This is a genomic window from Rhodococcus sp. T2V (genome assembly GCF_029269925.1).
GTDB lineage: Bacteria > Actinomycetota > Actinomycetes > Mycobacteriales > Mycobacteriaceae > Rhodococcus_F > Rhodococcus_F koreensis.
The window spans coordinates 1-17753 of sequence record NZ_JARJBD010000017.1 but is presented as its reverse complement, the minus strand read 5'-3'; the positions used below and the strand labels follow the sequence as shown (position 1 = coordinate 17753).

Sequence of the window (17753 nt, the reverse complement as noted above, 5' to 3'; positions counted from 1 at the left end):
TCCGATTCTGTACGGGGTGAAAAACTCTTGGCGGCAGTGTCTTTGCGTGTGCCGGTGTCAGATGGGGGTGTGGTCGATCAGGGGCCGCCCGGTCTCGGCTGACTCGGTGTCGGTGTACCCGCGGCTGCGGCGAATCTTTCGGTAGACGAGAGCAGCGAGCAGCAGGCCCGCGAGCCAGAGTGGGAGGGCGATGGCGCCGGCGCGGAAATCCGGTAGCTGAGTCATCAGGGCGACCACGCCGGCGAGGTAGGCCAGCACCAGGTAGTTGGCGTAGGGGAACAGCGGCGACCGGAAGGCGCCGGCACCGGAGGTGCGCCGGAATCGCAGGTGGCTGATCGCGATGGTGCTCCACGTGATGATTTCGGCGGAGAGGATGATCGCCACCAGGATCATCAGAAGCTGGCCGGGGAACAGGTAGTTGAGCAGCACCACGATCGCGGTGATCGCGGAGTTGATCACGATGCCGGTGACCGGCACTCCGCGGTGATTGGTTCGGGCGAGCAGGGCCGGTGCCTGCTTCTTCGCGGCCATACCGTGCAGAACCCGGGCGTTGCTGTAGACCATGGTGTTGAAGACCGACAGGGCCGCCACGAGTACCACGATGTTGAGCAGGGTTGCAGCGCCACCGACGCCGAGCCCGTCGAGCATCAGTACGAACGGGCTGCCGTCCACCCCGACCCGGGCCCAGGGCCAGATCATCAGCATGACCCCGATCGCGCCGACGTAGAACACCAGGATGCGGACGATGACGCCGTTGACGGCTTTGGGGATGCTGCGGGCAGGATCCTTGGCCTCACCGGCGGTGGTGCCGAGCGACTCGATGCCACCGAAGGTGAACGTGACCGCTACCAGGGACAGCAGAATCCCGGTCACCCCGTGCGGGGCGAATCCGCCACTGTCCCACAGGTTGCTCAACGCCGCGGAGTCGTAGTGCCCCGCCCCGAAGACGATGGCGACACCGAAGACGATCATGGCGACCACGGCGGCGACCTTGATCAGGGTGAACCAGAATTCGAACTCCCCGAAGGCACTGACATGAATGAGGTTGACGCCGGTGATCAGGACGAGGGCGACGGCGGCGGTCATCCAGTGCGGCAGGCCCGGGAACCAGAAATTCATGAACGTGCCCACCGCAGTCAGCTCGAGCATGCTGACGACGATGCACGTCATCCACCAGTTCCAGCCCGCGACGAACCCGACGATCGGGCCGCAGTGCTCGCGGGCGTACTCGCTGAAGGAGCCGGAGACCGGGCGGGCGACGGCCATCTCGCCGAGCATCCGCATGATCAGGAAGATCACCGCCCCGGCGACCACGTAGGCCAGTAGGACGGCGGGTCCGGCGGTGTGGATGGTGGACCCGGAGACGAGAAACAACCCGGTGCCGATCGCCGACCCGAGGCCGATCATCCGGATGTGACGGTTCTGGAGTCCGCGCTGCATCTGCGCGGGGGCGGGCGTTGTCGGTTCGTCCATGGTGTGCTCGCTCTTATCGCTGGTAGATGGTGTCGACGCAGGTGCGGTAGGCGTTCTCGGTGGGCGTGATGCCGAGTTCCTTCGCCTGCGTGAGGTTGGCCCGGGTCTTGGCGGGGACGATGCGTTCGACCTTGGCCATCAGGTCGGCGGTGTTCGCGTCGGCTCCGTGCAGGTATTCCTCGGCGCCGCACATCACGCCGGCGGTGTTGTGCCACCACTCGGTCTGGAAGAGGATTCCGCGTTCGGCCAACAGGTCGGCCAGCCGGATCTCCTCGTCCTGGGTGGTGGCCTTCAGCTGGTTGTTCGCCGGTCCGAAGACGTAGCGGAACTGGATTCGCCGGATGGTGTCCTCGTCGAGGATTCCGCCGATCGCACAGGGGCAGAACACATCTGCTTCGATGTCCATGATCGCCCCGACGGGCACCGACTCGACCGCCCGCCCGGGGTGGCCGGCGAGGAAGTCCGCGGCACGGGCCTCGTCGATGTCGGATACGACGACGCGGGCGCCGCCGTCGAGCAGGTATTCGGCCATCGACCAGCCGACCGCACCGAGGCCCATGACGGCCACGGTCTTGCCGGTCAGCGTGTCGGTGCCTTCCTCGAACCGGATTGCTTCCTTCAGCGCGAGGTAGGTGCCGTATGCGGTGGGCTTGCCGGTCTCGCCCAGCGGTGACGCGGGGCCGCTGGTGAACGACTTCGAGAAGTGCGCGTTGATGACGTCGGACATCGCGGTGGGGAAGTTCATGTCCGGGCCGGTCATGGTGCGGCAGTGATCGAGCGCGAACGACAGGAAGCCCAGCGCTTCGAGGTCGTCGAGGTTCAGCGGGTCCATCTGCACGGTGGTCTTGCAGCCCCCGAAATCGAGGTCTGCGGCGATGTTCTTGAAGCTCATCGCACGGCCGAGGTTCAGGCCGTCGATGATCACGTCCAACTCGCGCTCTTCGAGCGGATGGCGGCGGATCCCGCCGGCCAGGGTGGCGTGGCGCTTGTTCATCAGGCCCTGCCGGCGACTGTGCTGGTGGCACATGAACCGGATGTCGCGGCCCTGGTGGTAGTAGACCTCGATGCCGAAGTGCTTGCCGCCGCGCAGCAGCTCGAGGACCTCGTCGAGGTAGTCGGCGAGGCCGTGCTCGGCGTAGAGGGCGAGGACCTGCTCGTGACCCAGGTAGACCGCGTCCGAGGTCAGCAGACTCTCCACATGGAAGCTGTGGTTGTACTGCGCGAAGTCCAGATCGGCATCCCACTCCTTCGCCGCATACAGGCGGTGCCGATCGGTCCTCCAGTCGTACTGCAACTTCAGCGACGTCAGGCCGGCGGCCTTCAGTGGCGCGAAAATGCTCTGATCCACGATGTGTCTCCTCGTCTTCCACGTTTACCCGGCTACTCCCGATGTGACCCGGGTCGCAGTTCCAGTGAGTTCCATCGTGGCGCTCTGACCAGTGCGTTGTCTCTAGCCACCCATCTCGAGTACCTTCGACATATGTCTAAGGTCGACGGAAACGGACCGAGCCGCCTCAGCGAGATGCAGGCGCTCGTCGACGACCTGGCCGACTCGCTGCACCGCTCGGTTGCCGTCGACAATCCCCGCTTCGAGCTGCTGTGCGCGAGCGCCCAGACCGGGCCGATCGACCAGATCCGGGTCACCGCGATCATCGACCGCGCGCCCCCGAAACCTCCGTTGCCCTGGATGCTCAGCCTCGGGGTCGCCACCTCCACCGAACCGGTGCGGCTCCCCCGGAACGAGGATTACGGCATGCTCCCGCGGGTCTGCTTCCCCATCCGACGGGAAGGGGCGCTGCTCGGCTACCTGTGGTTGTTCGACGAACCCCCGGTCACCGAACACGAGATGTCCGACGCCGGCAGCACCGTCTCCGCGCTGGCTCCGCTCCTCGCGTCCGACGACATCGAAATCCGTCAGCGTGCAGACGAACTCGCCCGCCTTCTCACGGCCGCGACCACACGGCAGACCGCATCCGCCGCGGTCCGAGAGGCGTTGGAGAGCGGTCGCCTACCGCCGCGTGGAGACCTGTGCGTGCACGTGGCCGAAGTCCGCCGGCGCCGCCGAGGGAAACCGGCGAACCAGGACAACCGAGACCTGGAACACGAGCTGGCCCGCCGCCGGCTCGCCCGACCCTTCCTGGCCCGGTATGCGGACGACCGACTGGTCACCGTCTCCATGAACACCACCAAAGGGGAGATTCGAGAGGTCGAATCGACCCTGACCCGCGCCGTGCGCGCCGCCGGATACGAGGTAGTCGGAACCGGCACCGCCGCCGCAGACACCGCCGACGACCTCGAAGAGTCCACTCACCGAGCGCAGTTCGCCGCCGAACTCTCCTCCCCGCACACCGGCTCGACGCACTTCCAGCAGTGGGAGGACCTCGGATCCTGGCGCCTGCTCTACGGCAGACCGCTACGACAGGACACGGTGCGAAACCTCAGCGCCGACGCCGACCGCCTCCTTCGCAACGGCAGTATCGAGCATTGGAAAACAGTCGTCGCCTACCTCGATGCCGGGCGTCGCGTCGACGCCACCTGCGAAGCCCTCTCGATCCACCGCGCCACCCTGTACTACCGGCTCAACCGAATACGCGAACTACTCGGCGATCAGGCCCTCGACGACGGTTGGCGCGCCACGTCCCTGCACATCGCACTCAAACTGCACCAGCACCTCGCCGACAGACAGGCGTGACGATCAGGTGCTCTCGTAGTTCTCCACCGCCTGCTCGAGGTGCCTGCGCATCTCGGCCTGTGCGCGATCGAGGTCGCCGGATCGTAACTCGTCCAAAAGTTTTCGATGCTCCGTCGCGAGATCTCGGGGATTCGGGTACGACTTCTGGATCTGCGCCAGGCACAATTGCATTTCGTCTTGCAGTGCCGAATAGATTCGGCTCAGTCGGTTGCTGCCGACCGCGTCGATGATGGCGACGTGGAACGCCGAGTGGACTTCGACTCGGTCCGCCCAACTGGCGTCGGCCGGCATCTGCTCCATCTTGTCGAGATGCCGCTCCGCCTCGCCGAGGGGGATGTCGTTCTCGACGATGACCCGGACGCCTTCGAGTTCGAGTGGAATCCGCACGAAGTACAAGTCGCGGACGTCCTCGTGATCGAGAACCGGAACGATGAGCGACCGCCCCTGGGATTGCTGGGCGAGATGGCGACTCGTCAACACCTGCAGCGCCGACCGCACCGTGGGGCGAGCGACGTCGAACATGGCCGCCAGGCCCGTCTCGGTGAGCGGGGTGCCGGGCGCGAGGGCACCCCCGAGGATCTGGGCACGGATCTCCGCCACCAGCGCGTCGCGGGTGGTCTGGGTTTGCAGCACTGGACTCATACCGTCCTCCTCCGGGCGCAGTATATCTGCTATACCGCCTACCACTCCCGCGCTCTCTGTTGTACTGTATAACAGTAATACCGAGTTGATCGCCTGATCGGGGCACTGCGACGACACCGCAAGGAGAACCACCATGAATCTGGCCGACTACGACGCCTTGAGCTTCGACTGCTACGGGACCCTGATCGACTGGGAAGCCGGCATCGCCGCGGTTCTCGCGCCCTGGGCGAAGGAAGTCGGGTTGGCGTCGACCGACGAGGAACTGCTCCTCGCGTATGCGGACAACGAGGCCCGGGCCGAACGCGAGACCCCCGACGCGCTGTACTCGGCGATCCTCGCCGATGCCTTCCGCCGCACCGGGGAGACGCTCGGCAAGAACGTCAGCGACGAATGGGCAGCCAGGCTCGGCGCTTCGGTCCCCGACTGGCCGGCGTTCCCCGACTCCGCCGACGCACTCGCCTCCCTGGCGCAGGACTACAAGCTGATCATCCTGTCCAACGTCCACCGTGCGGGCTTCGCCGGCAGCAACGCACGTCTGGGAGTCGTGTTCGACAAGATCATCACCGCCGAGGACGTCAAGGCCTACAAGCCTGCGCCGAACCACTTCGAGGCTCTCGACGGCGCACTCGAAGAACTCGGAGTTCCCCGCGAGCGTCTTCTGCATGTGGCGCAGAGCCTCTTTCACGACCACGTGCCCGCCAAACGCCACGGTCTGCCTTCGGTGTGGATCAACCGCCGCCACGACCGACCGGGCTGGGGCGCCACGCCAGAACCCTCCGACGACTACACCTACGCCCTCGAATTCCCCACCATGGCGGAGTTCGCTACCGCCGCACGCGCCGCGAAGGAGGCGGGGCGGAACGAATGACTCACCGCGGGGCGCAAACACGGCGCCGTCAGCCACGAAAGCCCATCGCCGTCACGACCTTCCGTGACGGCGATGGGCTTTCGACTGTAAGACTTCTGAGCGCAGTACGCGTCAGAGGACGATGTTGACCATCTTCCCCGGCACGACGATGACCTTGCGAGGATCCTTGCCGTCGAGCAGGGCGACGATCTTGTCGTCGGCGAGCGCGATCTTCTCGATCTCCTCACGCGGCGCGTCGGCGGCGACGGTCACGCGGCTGCGGACCTTGCCGTTGACCTGGATCGGGTACTCGACGGTGTCTTCGACAAGCCACTTCTCCTCGGCGACCGGGAAGGGTCCGTGCGCCAGCGACTTCTCGTGGCCGAGCCGCGACCACAGTTCCTCCGCGAGGTGCGGCGCCAGCGGCGCGAGCATGAGCACCAGCGGTTCCACCGCCGAGCGGGGAGCACCGGCCGGGTACGCCTTGGTGAGGTGGTTGGTGTACTCGATCAGCTTGGCCGCGGCCGTGTTGTCGCGCAGTGCGGTGTAGTCCTCGCTGACCCCGGCGATCGCCTTGTTCAGCGCGCGCAACGTGTCCTCGGTCGGGGCGTCGCCGGTGACACGCACGGCGCCGGAGTCCTCGTCGACCACCACACGCCAGGCACGCTGCAGGAAACGCTGCGCACCGACGACGTCCTTGGTCGCCCACGGACGGGACGTGTCCAGCGGCCCCATCGACATCTCGTACACGCGCAACGTGTCGGCGCCGTACTCCTCGCAGATGTCGTCCGGCGACACGGAGTTCTTGAGGCTCTTGCCCATCTTCCCGTATTCGCGGTTGACCTCGATGCCCTGGTGGAAGAACGTGCCGTCCTTCTCCTCCACCTCGTCGGCGGGCACGTACACACCGCGCGCATCGGTGTACGCGTAGGCCTGAATGTAGCCCTGGTTGTACAGGCGGCGGTACGGCTCGCTCGAGCTGACGTACCCGAGGTCGAACAGCACCTTGTGCCAGAACCGCGAGTACAGCAGGTGCAGCACCGCGTGCTCGACACCACCGACGTACAGGTCGACGCCGCCGGGGTCGTTCGGCCCGTGGATCTCCGGACGCGGACCCGTCCAGTACCGCTCGTTCTCCTTGTCGCAGAACACGTCCGGGTTGGTGGGATCGATGTAGCGCAGCTGATACCACGAGCTGCCCGCCCACTGCGGCATCACGTTGGTGTCGCGGCGGTACGTCTGCAGTCCGTCGCCGAGGTCGAGTTCGACGTTGACCCAGTCGACGGCCTTCGCCAGCGGGGGAGAGGGCTCCGAGGACGCGTCGTCGGGATCGAACGACACGGGTGCGTAGTCCTCGACCTCCGGGAGCTCCACGGGCAGAGCCGATTCCGGAAGAGCGTGGGCGTTGCCTTCGGCGTCGTACACGATCGGGAACGGCTCACCCCAGTACCGCTGCCGCGCGAACAGCCAGTCGCGCAGCTTGTACTGGATGGTGCCCTTGCCGGTGCCGTCCGCCTCGAGCCGCTCGGTGATGGCCTTCTTCGCGTCGGCGACGGACATGCCGTTCAGGAAGTCGGAGTTCACGATCGTGCCGTCGCCGGTGTACGCGTCCTTGGAGAGGTCGCCGCCGGAGATCACCTCGACGATGTCGAGACCGAACTCGGTCGCGAACTCGTAGTCGCGGTGGTCGTGGCCCGGCACGGCCATGATGGCGCCCGTGCCGTATCCGGTGAGGACGTAGTCGGCGATGAACACCGGCAACTTGTGCCCGTTGACGGGGTTCAGCGCGTATGTGCCGAGGAAGACGCCCGTCTTCTCCTTGTATTCCTGCCGCTCCAGGTCCGACTTGGCCGCAATCGACTTCCGGTACGCCGCAACCGCTTCGGCGGGCGTTGCGGCACCGCCGGTCCAGCGCGAATCCACACCCTCGGGCCACGCGGCCGCGACGATCTCGTCGACCAGTTCGTGCTCCGGCGCCAGCGTCACGTACGTCGCACCGAACAGCGTGTCCGGCCGCGTCGTAAACACCTCGATGTCGTGAGCAGAGGATTCACCCTCGCTTCGCTCGACCACTGCCTGGAACTTCACCTGCGCACCGTGCGAGCGCCCGATCCAGTTGCGCTGCATGGTCTTGACCTTCTCCGGCCAATCCAGGTACTCCAGGTCGTCCACCAGACGGTCGGAGTACGCAGTGATTCGCATCATCCACTGCTGCAGGTGCTTACGGAACACGGGGAAGTTGCCGCGGTCGCTGCGACCGTCGGCGGTGACCTCCTCGTTGGCCAGCACGGTGCCCAGACCGGGGCACCAGTTGACCATCGAATCGGAGTGGTACACGAGGCGGTAGGAATCGAGGACCGCCTCCTTCTCGGTCACGGACAGCGACGCCCAGTCCCGTCCGTCCTCCAGGGCGCGCGCACCCGACACGAACTCGGCCTCGAGCTCGGAGATGCGGCGGGCCCTGCCGGCCTCCTTGTCGAACCACGCGTCGTGGATCTGCAGGAAGATCCACTGCGTCCAGTGGTAGAAGTCGACGTCGGTGGTCGCGAACGTGCGGCGCTCGTCGTGCCCGAGGCCCAGACGGCGCAGCTGCCGCTTCATGTTGCCGATGTTGGCCTCGGTGGTGGTCCGCGGGTGCGTGCCCGTCTGCACCGCGTACTGCTCGGCCGGCAGACCGAACGCGTCGTAGCCGAGGGTGTGCAGCACGTTGTGGCCCTGCATGCGGTGATAGCGGGCGAACACGTCGGTGGCGATGTAGCCCAGCGGGTGGCCCACGTGCAGACCCGACCCCGACGGGTACGGGAACATGTCCTGCACGAACAACTTGTCCGCGGGCACATCGCCGGCGAGGGGGCCGACCGGGTTGGGCGCGTCGAACGTGCCCTCCTCGCTCCACCGGTCCTGCCAGCGCTGCTCGATCTGGCCGGCGAGCTCCGCGGTGTAGCGGTGCTGCGGGGTCGCGTCGGACGGGTTGGCGGGCTGCACGTGCTCGGTCACTGTGGTCGCTATCTACTTGGCTGACATTCTGGATCAGGGGGATACCGACAACCAGGGTAGAGCCTCACCCCACCCGGGCTCACCTGCGCGTCCGGGTCCGCCGTATCCTGGTCGCGTGTTGATTGCCTCCGTCGTGCTGTTCGTGCTCGCCGTCGCCGTCTCCGGTGTCGCCGTTGCAGGCCTCGCCGAGCGCCTCCCGCGCAACCGGTGGGCGGGTGTCCGCACCCCCGAGACGATGCGGGACGATCAGACGTTTGCGCTGGCCAACAAGGTCGCAGGGCCCACCCTGCTCGCCGCGGCCGGGCTCCTCGTCATCGGCGGAATCGCCGGAATCCTGATCGGCGGCGTCTTCGGAATCGGCGCCGTCCTCGTCAGCGTCGTGGCCGCCGCGCTCACCGCGGCGACGGGCGGATCGCTCGGTGCCCGTGCCGCCGCGTCGGTACCCGCCGCCGACACCGGTGGATGCGGCAGTTCCTGCGGCGCGTGCACCCTGAAGGGCGCCTGCCAGCCGTCCTGACCGGCAGGCGACGGCCCGTCCGGTGAACTCCTCGCGCGTCGTCGACCCCGCAGGCGCAGTCTTCGGTCTGCTGCTCCCGGTGATCGCCGCGCTGTCCGGGGTGATCCTCACGACGGTCTGGGAACCGCGGCTCCCGGCGCAGATCGCGACGCACTGGACCACCACCTCGCCGGACGGCTTCTCCACCCCGATGTCCAGCGCCTGGACGTTCGCCCTGGTGACGGTCCTGTTCGGCGGCGGATGCGCCGCGATCGCCGCCCTCGCCCAGGCGATGCTGATGATGCGCCGCACGATGCTCGTCGTCGGACTGTCCGTGGTCGGCATGATCCTCACGGTGCAGGTGGTGCTGCTCTCCGTCCAGCTCGACGTCACCGACCCCGCGGACACCGAACTCCCGCTGTGGTCGCTCGGCCTCGGTGTCGTGATCGGCGCCGTCGTCGGTCTGATCGGCGCCGCCCTGCTCCGCGACTACCGGCCCCGGGTCGCCGCGACCGGGACTCCCGACCCACGGTTGCCGCGCGCCGACGACCCCGCGACCGTCGCGGACACGGTCGGGTTCGGCACGGTCGGGTCGCTGGTGCTGCTCCTGATTCTCGGGGTCGCGCCCGCGCTCGCGGTTTGCCTGCTCGTCGACGGATGGTGGCCGCTCGCGGTGTTCGTTCCGGTGGGACTGCTGATCGTGAGCCTGCTCCGGTTCCGGGTGATCGTCGACCGGACCGGCATCCGGGTGGTGAACATGGGCATGACCGCGCTGCAGTACAGGATCGAGGAGATCGAGGGCGCCCGCGTCGACGTGATCAGGCCGTTCGACGACTTCGGCGGCTGGGGGCTCAAGGTGAAGGGCAGGCGCAACTACGGCGTCGTGACGAGGACCGGCCCCGCCGTGATCGTCACGACCGCGTGCGGCGACCGCCTGACCGTCACCAGCGCGCGGGCCGAGGAGATGGCCGGCGCACTCAACGCGTTCGCCGACGGGCGGCTCCGCCGCCCGTGAGTGCGTAGGGAGTGCAGGGACTCGCTAACCACTCACGGGCGGGAGGCCTGGTGCACCGCGTCGAGCACGCGGTCGAGGTAGCCGAGGGCCGCCCGGACGGCGGCGTCCTCGTCGCGGGCGGCGATCGCGTCGACGACGGCGTGGTGGTCGTCGGTGGTCAGCGACGGCGGGTGGACGCCCTCGGTGAAGTCGTACGTGGCACGGGTGGGTTCGAGGATCCCGGCGAACAGGTCGGACAGCACGGGATTGTGCGCGGCCTCCACCACCCCGAGGTGGAACGCGAGGTCGGCGTCCGCGAAGCGGGACGCCTCGTCGGCGGTGCGCTGACGTTCGTCGAGTAGAGCGGACAGCGACCGCAGGTCGTCGTCGGTGCGCCGCCCGCACGCCAGCCGGACGGCCTCCGTCTCGAGGGCCCGCCGGACCTCGAAGACGTTCAGCATCTCGGCGACCGCGACCTGCCGCCCGAGCAGCCCGCCGATGTCGGTGCGCGCCCGCACGAACGTCCCCGATCCCCGCCGGATCTCGAGGATGCCCGTGGACGTCAGGGTCTTGATGGCCTCGCGCACGGTGTTACGCCCGACCCCGAGCAGCGTCATCAGCTCGGGTTCGGTGGGGATCCGCCCGCCCACCTTCCAGTCGCCGTCGGCGATCCTGCCGCGCATCCAGTCCAGGGACTGCTGATACGCGGACTCGCGCCGAACCACCGTCATGTACTCATCCTCACACCTCGCCGGCTCGCTCGTCCCGACCGGCCCGCCTACACTACGTAGGACGTCCCATGTATTTGGACAGCTTCACATATTCGGACAGCCCGAGGAGGCGACCCCACACGTCCACGTCAACCGCTCGCGCCGACACCCTCCCGACCGCCACCGCCCGCACCACCGGCCGCCACTTCCACGGTCTGAACTATCTCCTCGTCGTCCTGCTCCTCGGCTCCAACATGCCCACGGCGCTGTACTCGCTGTACCGCCACGAATTCGGTTTCACCCCGCTGATCCAGACGCTGATCTTCGCCGTCTACGTCGCCGGTCTGCTTCCCTCGCTGCTGTTCTTCGGCCCGCTGTCGGACGCGCTCGGACGCCGCTTCGTGTTGCTGGCCGCGATCTTCTTCAGCGTGCTGGGCGCCGTGCTCCTCGCCTTCGCCGACTCGACCGTCTGGCTGTTCCTCGGCCGGATCTCCCAGGGGATCGCCGTCGGCGCGTGCTCGGCCGCCGGTTCCGCCGCCCTGATCGAGCACGAACCCGCCCGGAACCTGCGCCGCGCCGGTCTCGCGGCCACCCTCACCACCGCCCTCGGTGCGGCGCTCGGACCGCTCTTCGGCGGCGCCGTCGCGCAGTACCTTCCGCACGCCCTGGTCTTGCCGTACGTGCTGTTCACGCTGGCGCTCCTGCCCGCGCTGATCCTGGTGCTGCTGCTCCCCGCACCCACCGGCGGACAGTCACGCCCCACGCAGTTGTTCCAGGTGCCGCACGTCCCCGCGCCGCTCCGCCGGGTGTTCTGGCTGTCCTCCCTCGGAGTGGCGCTGGCGTGGGGCGCCGTCGGCCTGTTCCAGTCGGTGGTCCCGACGTGGATCATCGACCTGCTCGACGTGAGCAACCTGGTGGTCGCCGGCGGTGCCGCCGCGCTGGTCATGGTGTGCTCGGTGTCGGCGCAACTCGTCGCCAACCGGCTCGGAACGGTGCTCTGCCGAACTCTGGGCATCGGCGCCGTCGGCGTCGGCATGGTGGGTCTGCTCGTCGTCGACTTCGCGCCGTCCCTCGCCCTGCTGTGCGCCGTGACGGTCGTCGTCGGTGTGGGACACGGACTCTCGTTCGCCGGTGCGATGCGCGCGGTGGGCGCCGCGGCCGCCGAGCATGCCCCCGACTCCCAGGGCGGCACACTCGCCGCGTTCTTCACCGTCGGCTACGTCGGTCTCGCGGTGCCGTCCATCTGCGCGGGCATCGCCATCACCGTCCAGGGCATGCACGTGGCCGTCCTCGAACTCGCGATCATCGGCGCCGTCCTGTGCGGCGTCGTCGCCGTGCTGGGCGTCCGCACGAAGGGTGGGGACCGGGCCGAGGCGGCCAGTACTGTGGCCTGAGGACGTGAAACGCCGATGCCCGAACCGCTTCGCCACTGCGAGTTCCGCTTCTACGAGGAGCTGAACGACTTTCTGCCGCCGGTGCAGCGCAAGCGCACGTTCGAGCACCGATTCGACGGCACACCGTCGGTGAAGGACCGCATCGAGGCGCTGGGCGTCCCGCACACCGAGGTGGATCTGATCCTCGTCGACGAGGTGTCGGTCGATTTCGCGCATCTCCTGCACGGCGGCGAACGCGTCGCGGTGTATCCCGTGTTCGAGCGTTTCGACCTGACCGGGGTGACGACACTGCGCCCGCGGCCGTTGCGGGACCCGACATTCGTGCTCGACGTGCACCTCGGCCGCCTCGCCCGCTACCTCCGCCTGCTCGGCTTCGACACCCGCTACCGCAACGACTTCGACGACACGGAACTGGTGGACATCTCCCTCGCCGAGCATCGCATCGTCCTGACCCGGGACACGGGACTGCTCAAGCGGTCGGCGGTCACCCACGGGGCGTTCCTGCACGAAACGGACCCACGCCGGCAGCTGCGGGAAGTGTTGGACCGCTTCGATCTTCGGTCGCGGATCACGCCGTTCACGCGGTGCGCGCGATGCAACGGGCTACTCGCGCCGATTCCCCGCGACGACGCGCTCGCCGAGGCACCGCCGGGGGTCGCGCGCAACGAACACCAGTTCAGCCGGTGCCGGGACTGTGCGCAGCTGTACTGGCCGGGCAGCCATCTCCCGAAGCTGAGCCGGCGACTGTCGGAGGTCGGGGTGACGCTCGAGGTGGATTCTCAGGAGGCGTGACGCAACTGCTCGGCGAACTCCGCCGAGCACCCGCAGTCACCGAATTCGTCGCAGTCGATGATCAGTGCGTGCCGGACCTCGGACAACTCGACGCACGACTCGTCGGTGCATTCGGCTCCGCAGAGCGTGTGCACGATCAATGTGCCGTGACAGGTGTCGATCACGTGTGCTGTCCTCCTCACTTCTCGTTCCCCACCTCCGTTGATACCACCCGTCCCCGACAGCCCAGGGACGTGCGCCGGGTGTGTCGGCTAGTTCCGCTCGACGTCGATCGGGTGGGTGGCGAGCAGGGCGAGGGGGAGCGGCTGCCTGCGCAGCACCTGCGCCCACACGTCGACCCGGGCGGGGACGACGACGTCCGACGCGAGCGCCGAGATGACGATCCAGTCGTCGCGCTGGAGTTCCGAGTCGAGCTGACCGTATGTCCAGCCCGAGTAGCCGGCGAAGATCCGGACACCCTCCACCAGCGGGGCGACGACCTCGGGGTCGGAGTCGAGATCGACCATCACCACACGGCCGTGGACCCGGCGCAGACCGGGGACACCGTCGGCCTGCGCGCCGGTGCGCAGCGTCGCCAGGCACAGTGCGGCGTCCCGTTTGACGGGACCGCCGACGTACAGCGCGGACGGGCGCGCGGTGAGCGGCGCCCACTGTGGCAGCACGTCGTGGACGGCGGTTTCGCTGGGACGGTTGATGACCACACCGAGGCTTCCGGCCTCGTTGTGCTCGATCACATAGATCACGGTGCGACGGAATGCGGGTTCGACGAGATCTGTGGACGAGACCAACAGGCTGCCGGGCCGGACCACCGGTTCCGTCGACGCCGTTCGATCTTCGGGTTCTTCTGCGTGCGCCACCTGAACATCATCCCACCGCGGCGAACGCGATGTGACGGAGGACGCGACCTGCGTCCGGTTCGCCGCTTTACGCCGCGGGCAGCCCCGCCGTCTCGGCAAGAACAGCGAGGTGGTGCTCGAACAGTGCGCCCGGTGTGGTGAACGTGTCGGCGCCGTACTGCCCGAACACCTCGAAGTTCACGGCCCCGAACAGTGCCGACCACACCAGCACGCCGCGGGCGAGCAGATGGTCGGGTGTAGTGAGGCCGAGTTCGGCGCGCACGCGGTCGAGGTCGGCGGCGAGCCGGTCGTCGATGGGCGCCGCCGCGTCCGCCTCGAGCTTGCCCGCCCGGAACGCGTTGTCGAAGATCCCGACGAGCGCGTAGATCACCCGCGTTCCCGGAGTCGTCGTCTGCTCCCCGGGCGCGTCGTAACCGGGAACCGGGCTGCCGAACAGCAATCCGTAGCGGGCGGGCTCGCGCAGCGCCCACTCCCGCACCGCACGTCCGAGCGCCAGGAACTGCTCCCGCGGTCCGGCCGCGGACGCCACCGCGGCCTCCACGGCGTCGCCGAGTTCGTTGTATCCGTCGACGACGAGCAGCGTCAGCAGTTCGTCGCGGCTCTTGACGTACCGGTAGACGGCAGACGACACCACGCCGAGGTCCCTCGCGACGGCCCGCAGCGACAGGGCCGCACCCCCGACCGAGGCCAGCTGTTCGCGACCGATCCTCATGATGTCCTGCAACGTCTGCTCGCGGGCGCGTTCGCGTGGTGTTCCTGCCATGGGACCAGCGTCGCAATTTCAGAGAGCAGTGTCAACAAAAGAGAGCACTGCTCTTGACATTGCAGGCCGGAGGGAGCATTCTCGAATAACAGAGAGCAGTGCTCTCGAATCACCGAAATCGACTCAACCAGCGGGAGCAGAAATGTCGAACCTCGAGATCGTCACCGGAGCAGGACCCGTCGGCTGGACCGTCGCCCGGCAGCTCGCCGAACAGGGCCGACGGGTGCGGGTCCTCACCCGCTCGGGCAGCGGCCCGGATCATCCCCTGATCGAGCGGCGGAAGGTCGACGTCTCCGACGCCGCCGCGCTGCAGGAGGCATTCGACGGAGCGACCGCCGTCTACCACTGCATCCACGCCGCCTACAACGCCGACGCCTGGGAGCGCGAACTCCCCGCCGCCGAGCAGACGGTCCTCGAGGCCGCCGGACGCGTCGGCGCGGTCGTCGTCTTTCCCGAGAGCCTCTACTCCTACGACGCGTCTCGGCAGCCGATGACCGAGCACACGCCGCGGTCGGCCGACTCCGGTAAGCGCGGCATCCGGACCCGGTTGCTGAAGGCCCGCGCCGAGTCCTCGACGCCCACCGTCAGCGTCGTCGCGTCCGACTTCTTCGGACCGCGGGTGCTGAACGCGCACGCCGGCGAGCGCATGGTGCCCGTCGTCCTCGCGGGCAAGACGATGCGCGTCCTCGGTTCCGCCGACCTGCCCCACTCGTTCACGTACATCCACGACTTCGCGGCCGCGATGATCGCCGCCGCCCACGACCCGGCGCTGTGGAACTCGGTGCTGCACGCACCGACCGCGCCGGCCGTCACCCAGCGGCAGATGGTCGAGGCCTATGCGAAGGCCGCCGGGGTTCCCGCCCCGAAGGTGGGCACCCTGCCCGGCTGGGTGATCCGCGGCGGCGGGCTCGTCCACCAGGGGACCCGCGAACTCGCGGAGATGCTGTACCAGTTCGAGGAGCCGTTCGTGATGGACTCGTCCGAGAGCGAGGCCCGCCTCGGACTGGCCCCGACACCACTCGACCGGGCTGCCGAGGAGACCGTCCGGTGGTGGCAGGACAGGTCGGTCGCGGCCGCCGGATAGGGTCCTGTGAATGGCGAAACAGCTCGGAGACCGGCGCGAGGCGTGGCGCAGAACGGCGTACACGCTCCGGCGGTCGCCCGGACTGGCCCGTCTCGCCACCGTGCGATTCGCCAGCCAACTCGGCGACGGCATGTTCCAGGCCGCTCTCGGTGGCGCGATTTTGTTCAACCCCGAGCGAGAGACGGATCCCGTCGCGATCGCCGCCGGCTTCGCGGTGCTGCTGCTGCCGTACTCGGTGATCGGACCGTACGCGGGCGCACTCCTGGACCGCTGGGACCGCCGCAGCGTGCTGCTGTGGGCGAATGTGCTGCGCGGACTGCTGATTCTGGTGACCGCCGCGCTGCTGGAGACCGGGACCGGCGAATCCGCGCTCCTCGTGCTCGCCCTCGCCGCCATCGGTGTGAGCCGGTTCGTTCTCGCGGGAGTCTCGGCGGCGCTGCCGCGCGTGGTGCACCGTTCCTGGCTCGTGGCCACCAATTCGGTGCTCACCACCACCGGTTCCGTCGTCGCCGCGCTGGGGGCCGCGACGTCCGTCGCCATCATCTCGTTCGTGGGCGCCGGTGACCGCGGCTCCGGAATCGCCGTGGCGGCCGCCGCCTGCGGTTCCGCGGTGGCCGCGTTCGCGGCGTCGCGCTTCCACCATCGACTTCTCGGTCCGCACGCCGACGAGAAGCCCGAATACGGGGCGGTCCGCGCCGTCGCCGCCGGACTGCGCAACGGGGCACTCGCCGTGTGGCATTCTCCGGGCGTCACGACCGCCATGATCGGGATCGGCACGCACCGGATCGTGTTCGGCGTCAACACGTTGATCATGGTTCTGGTGCTGCGCGACACCGCCACCGTCAGCGCCCTGCCAGGCGGCCTCGCCGGTTTCGGTGTCGCGCTCGGCGCCACCGCCACGGGCATGCTGCTGGCAGCGATCTCGACACCATTCCTCATTCCGCGCATCGGACGGTCCCGCACCATCGTCGGCGGCCTGATCCTCGCGCTCGTCGTGCAGTGCACGTTCGTCGCGACCCTCACGCAGGCGTCGCTGCTGTGCGGCGCACTGCTGCTCGGATTCGCCGGGCAGTCCATCAAACTCAGCGGTGACGCGGCGATGCAGATCGAGATCGAGGACGACCGCAGGGGACAGGTGTTCGCACTTCAGGACACCGTGTTCAACGTCGCGTTCATCGGGTCGATCGCCGCCGCGTCCCTCGTGATCACCCCCGACGGCCGATCACTCGCACTGGTGCTGGCGGGTGGGGCGTTCTACGGCCTCGGACTGGTCGGCGTGCTGTTCAACACCCGGCGCGAATCTGCCTGAGAACCGGGCTGTTCCGATCCCGGCATCGGCACGTTCTGCAGGCGGACCTGACCGCGAGCCACCTCCTTGCCGGTGTCGGACGCCGTGATCACCACCGACCACAACTGCTGCACGCGGCCCTGCTGGATGGGCACCGCGACCACGTCGACCCGCCCCTCGGTGCGGGCCCGCAGGAAGTCGGTGCCGTTGTGCACGCCCACCGCGAACTGACCGCGGTCGGCGACGGCCGTGCTCGCGCCGATGCTCGCGGCCGATTCGACCGCCGTCGTGTAGACGCCGCCGTGCACGACTCCCCACGGCGTGTGATGGTCGGCGGACAGGTCGATGTGGCCGACCACCTTCGTTCCCGACACTTCGTCGAGTTCCAGTCCGGCTGCGACGACGAAGGCGCTCGCCGCCTCGCGGGTCAGATCGGTCATCGTGTGTTCTCCTCGTCGAACCCTCGGTAAGTTTGAAATCCCAACCCACCTTGCCCGGCTTGGGCGCCGACGTCAATGGTCCCGGCCGTACCGGATCCATATGACGGCTGGACGCAGCGCGACCGCATCCGGTACCACCGAACGAGAGCGAATTCCGCTGCTGCAGGGTCTCGAGAACCTTGGCCAGTTCTCACTGTCGACCGTCACGTAATTCCCCAGGGGTGTCCGTCACGTAATTCCGACTTATATGAGTGTCAGCGGCGTGACGGGGTTCGTCTACCCGT

The 17753-nt window shown here is 68.1% G+C and carries 16 protein-coding genes and 1 pseudogene; 8 read left to right on the top strand and 9 right to left on the bottom strand.

The window, feature by feature from the left end:
* Positions 1-57: 57 nt before the first annotated feature.
* Both P3H15_RS16425 and P3H15_RS16420 read right to left on the bottom strand, forming a co-directional pair.
* Positions 58-1473: an amino acid permease gene (locus P3H15_RS16425; RefSeq protein WP_276138216.1), complete on the bottom strand. Its 1416-nt coding sequence runs from the start codon at positions 1471-1473 to the stop codon at positions 58-60.
* A 13-nt stretch (positions 1474-1486) separates the two neighbouring features.
* Complete coding sequence (locus P3H15_RS16420; RefSeq protein ID WP_276138215.1) at positions 1487-2821, bottom strand: Glu/Leu/Phe/Val dehydrogenase family protein; 1335 nt, start codon at positions 2819-2821, stop codon at positions 1487-1489.
* Between the two features lie 132 nt (positions 2822-2953).
* Between P3H15_RS16420 and P3H15_RS16415 the strand changes: the two genes are divergently transcribed.
* On the top strand, positions 2954-4165 hold the full coding sequence (locus P3H15_RS16415; protein WP_276138214.1) for a CdaR family transcriptional regulator: 1212 nt from the start codon (positions 2954-2956) through the stop codon (positions 4163-4165).
* A 3-nt stretch (positions 4166-4168) separates the two neighbouring features.
* Here the strand turns inward: P3H15_RS16415 and P3H15_RS16410 are convergent, their stop codons facing one another.
* Complete coding sequence (locus tag P3H15_RS16410; protein ID WP_276138213.1) at positions 4169-4807, bottom strand: GntR family transcriptional regulator; 639 nt, start codon at positions 4805-4807, stop codon at positions 4169-4171.
* Between the two features lie 133 nt (positions 4808-4940).
* Here P3H15_RS16410 and P3H15_RS16405 point away from each other — a divergent pair, with 133 nt between their 5' ends.
* Entirely contained in the window at positions 4941-5675 is a 735-nt protein-coding gene (locus P3H15_RS16405; protein WP_276138212.1) for a haloacid dehalogenase type II, read from the top strand.
* 111 nt (positions 5676-5786) lie between these two features.
* Here P3H15_RS16405 and leuS read toward each other — a convergent pair whose 3' ends face one another.
* Positions 5787-8651 carry a leucine--tRNA ligase gene (gene leuS / locus P3H15_RS16400; protein ID WP_276138211.1) on the bottom strand — a complete coding sequence of 955 codons (2865 nt, stop codon included), beginning with the start codon at positions 8649-8651 and terminating at the stop codon, positions 5787-5789.
* A 115-nt stretch (positions 8652-8766) separates the two neighbouring features.
* On the opposite strand from leuS, the gene P3H15_RS16395 reads away from it, so the two are divergent.
* The gene (locus P3H15_RS16395) at positions 8767-9168 is read left to right on the top strand and encodes an SdpI family protein (RefSeq protein ID WP_012690639.1); all 402 of its coding nucleotides are present in this window, start codon (positions 8767-8769) and stop codon (positions 9166-9168) included.
* Positions 9169-9190: 22 nt separating this feature from the next.
* A complete protein-coding gene (locus tag P3H15_RS16390) occupies positions 9191-10162 on the top strand; it encodes a DUF1648 domain-containing protein (RefSeq protein ID WP_276138209.1) in 972 nt (323 codons plus the stop codon).
* 32 nt (positions 10163-10194) lie between these two features.
* Here the strand turns inward: P3H15_RS16390 and P3H15_RS16385 are convergent, their stop codons facing one another.
* Complete coding sequence (locus P3H15_RS16385) at positions 10195-10872, bottom strand: FadR/GntR family transcriptional regulator (protein ID WP_276138208.1); 678 nt, start codon at positions 10870-10872, stop codon at positions 10195-10197.
* A gap of 68 nt (positions 10873-10940) precedes the next feature.
* Here P3H15_RS16385 and P3H15_RS16380 point away from each other — a divergent pair, with 68 nt between their 5' ends.
* Both P3H15_RS16380 and P3H15_RS16375 read left to right on the top strand, forming a co-directional pair.
* Positions 10941-12245, top strand: coding sequence for an MFS transporter (locus tag P3H15_RS16380; protein WP_276138207.1), 1305 nt, complete (start codon positions 10941-10943; stop codon positions 12243-12245).
* 15 nt (positions 12246-12260) lie between these two features.
* Complete coding sequence (locus P3H15_RS16375; RefSeq protein ID WP_276138206.1) at positions 12261-13037, top strand: Mut7-C RNAse domain-containing protein; 777 nt, start codon at positions 12261-12263, stop codon at positions 13035-13037.
* Here the strand turns inward: P3H15_RS16375 and P3H15_RS16370 are convergent.
* From P3H15_RS16370 to P3H15_RS16360, 3 genes are all read right to left on the bottom strand, one after another.
* On the bottom strand, positions 13025-13201 hold the full coding sequence (locus P3H15_RS16370; protein WP_276138205.1) for a hypothetical protein: 177 nt from the start codon (positions 13199-13201) through the stop codon (positions 13025-13027). The genes P3H15_RS16375 and P3H15_RS16370 overlap by 13 nt on opposite strands.
* A gap of 87 nt (positions 13202-13288) precedes the next feature.
* A complete protein-coding gene (locus P3H15_RS16365) occupies positions 13289-13894 on the bottom strand; it encodes a YqgE/AlgH family protein (RefSeq protein WP_276138204.1) in 606 nt (201 codons plus the stop codon).
* A 67-nt stretch (positions 13895-13961) separates the two neighbouring features.
* A complete protein-coding gene (locus P3H15_RS16360) occupies positions 13962-14657 on the bottom strand; it encodes a TetR/AcrR family transcriptional regulator (protein WP_276138203.1) in 696 nt (231 codons plus the stop codon).
* A gap of 142 nt (positions 14658-14799) precedes the next feature.
* Here P3H15_RS16360 and P3H15_RS16355 point away from each other — a divergent pair, with 142 nt between their 5' ends.
* Positions 14800-15741: an NAD-dependent epimerase/dehydratase family protein gene (locus tag P3H15_RS16355; RefSeq protein ID WP_206014142.1), complete on the top strand. Its 942-nt coding sequence runs from the start codon at positions 14800-14802 to the stop codon at positions 15739-15741.
* Between the two features lie 10 nt (positions 15742-15751).
* Positions 15752-17050, top strand: coding sequence for an MFS transporter (locus P3H15_RS16350; protein ID WP_276138202.1), 1299 nt, complete (start codon positions 15752-15754; stop codon positions 17048-17050).
* A gap of 17 nt (positions 17051-17067) precedes the next feature.
* Here P3H15_RS16350 and P3H15_RS16345 read toward each other — a convergent pair.
* A pseudogene (locus P3H15_RS16345) lies at positions 17068-17469 on the bottom strand (PaaI family thioesterase); the annotation flags it as partial.
* Positions 17470-17753: the final 284 nt, after the last annotated feature.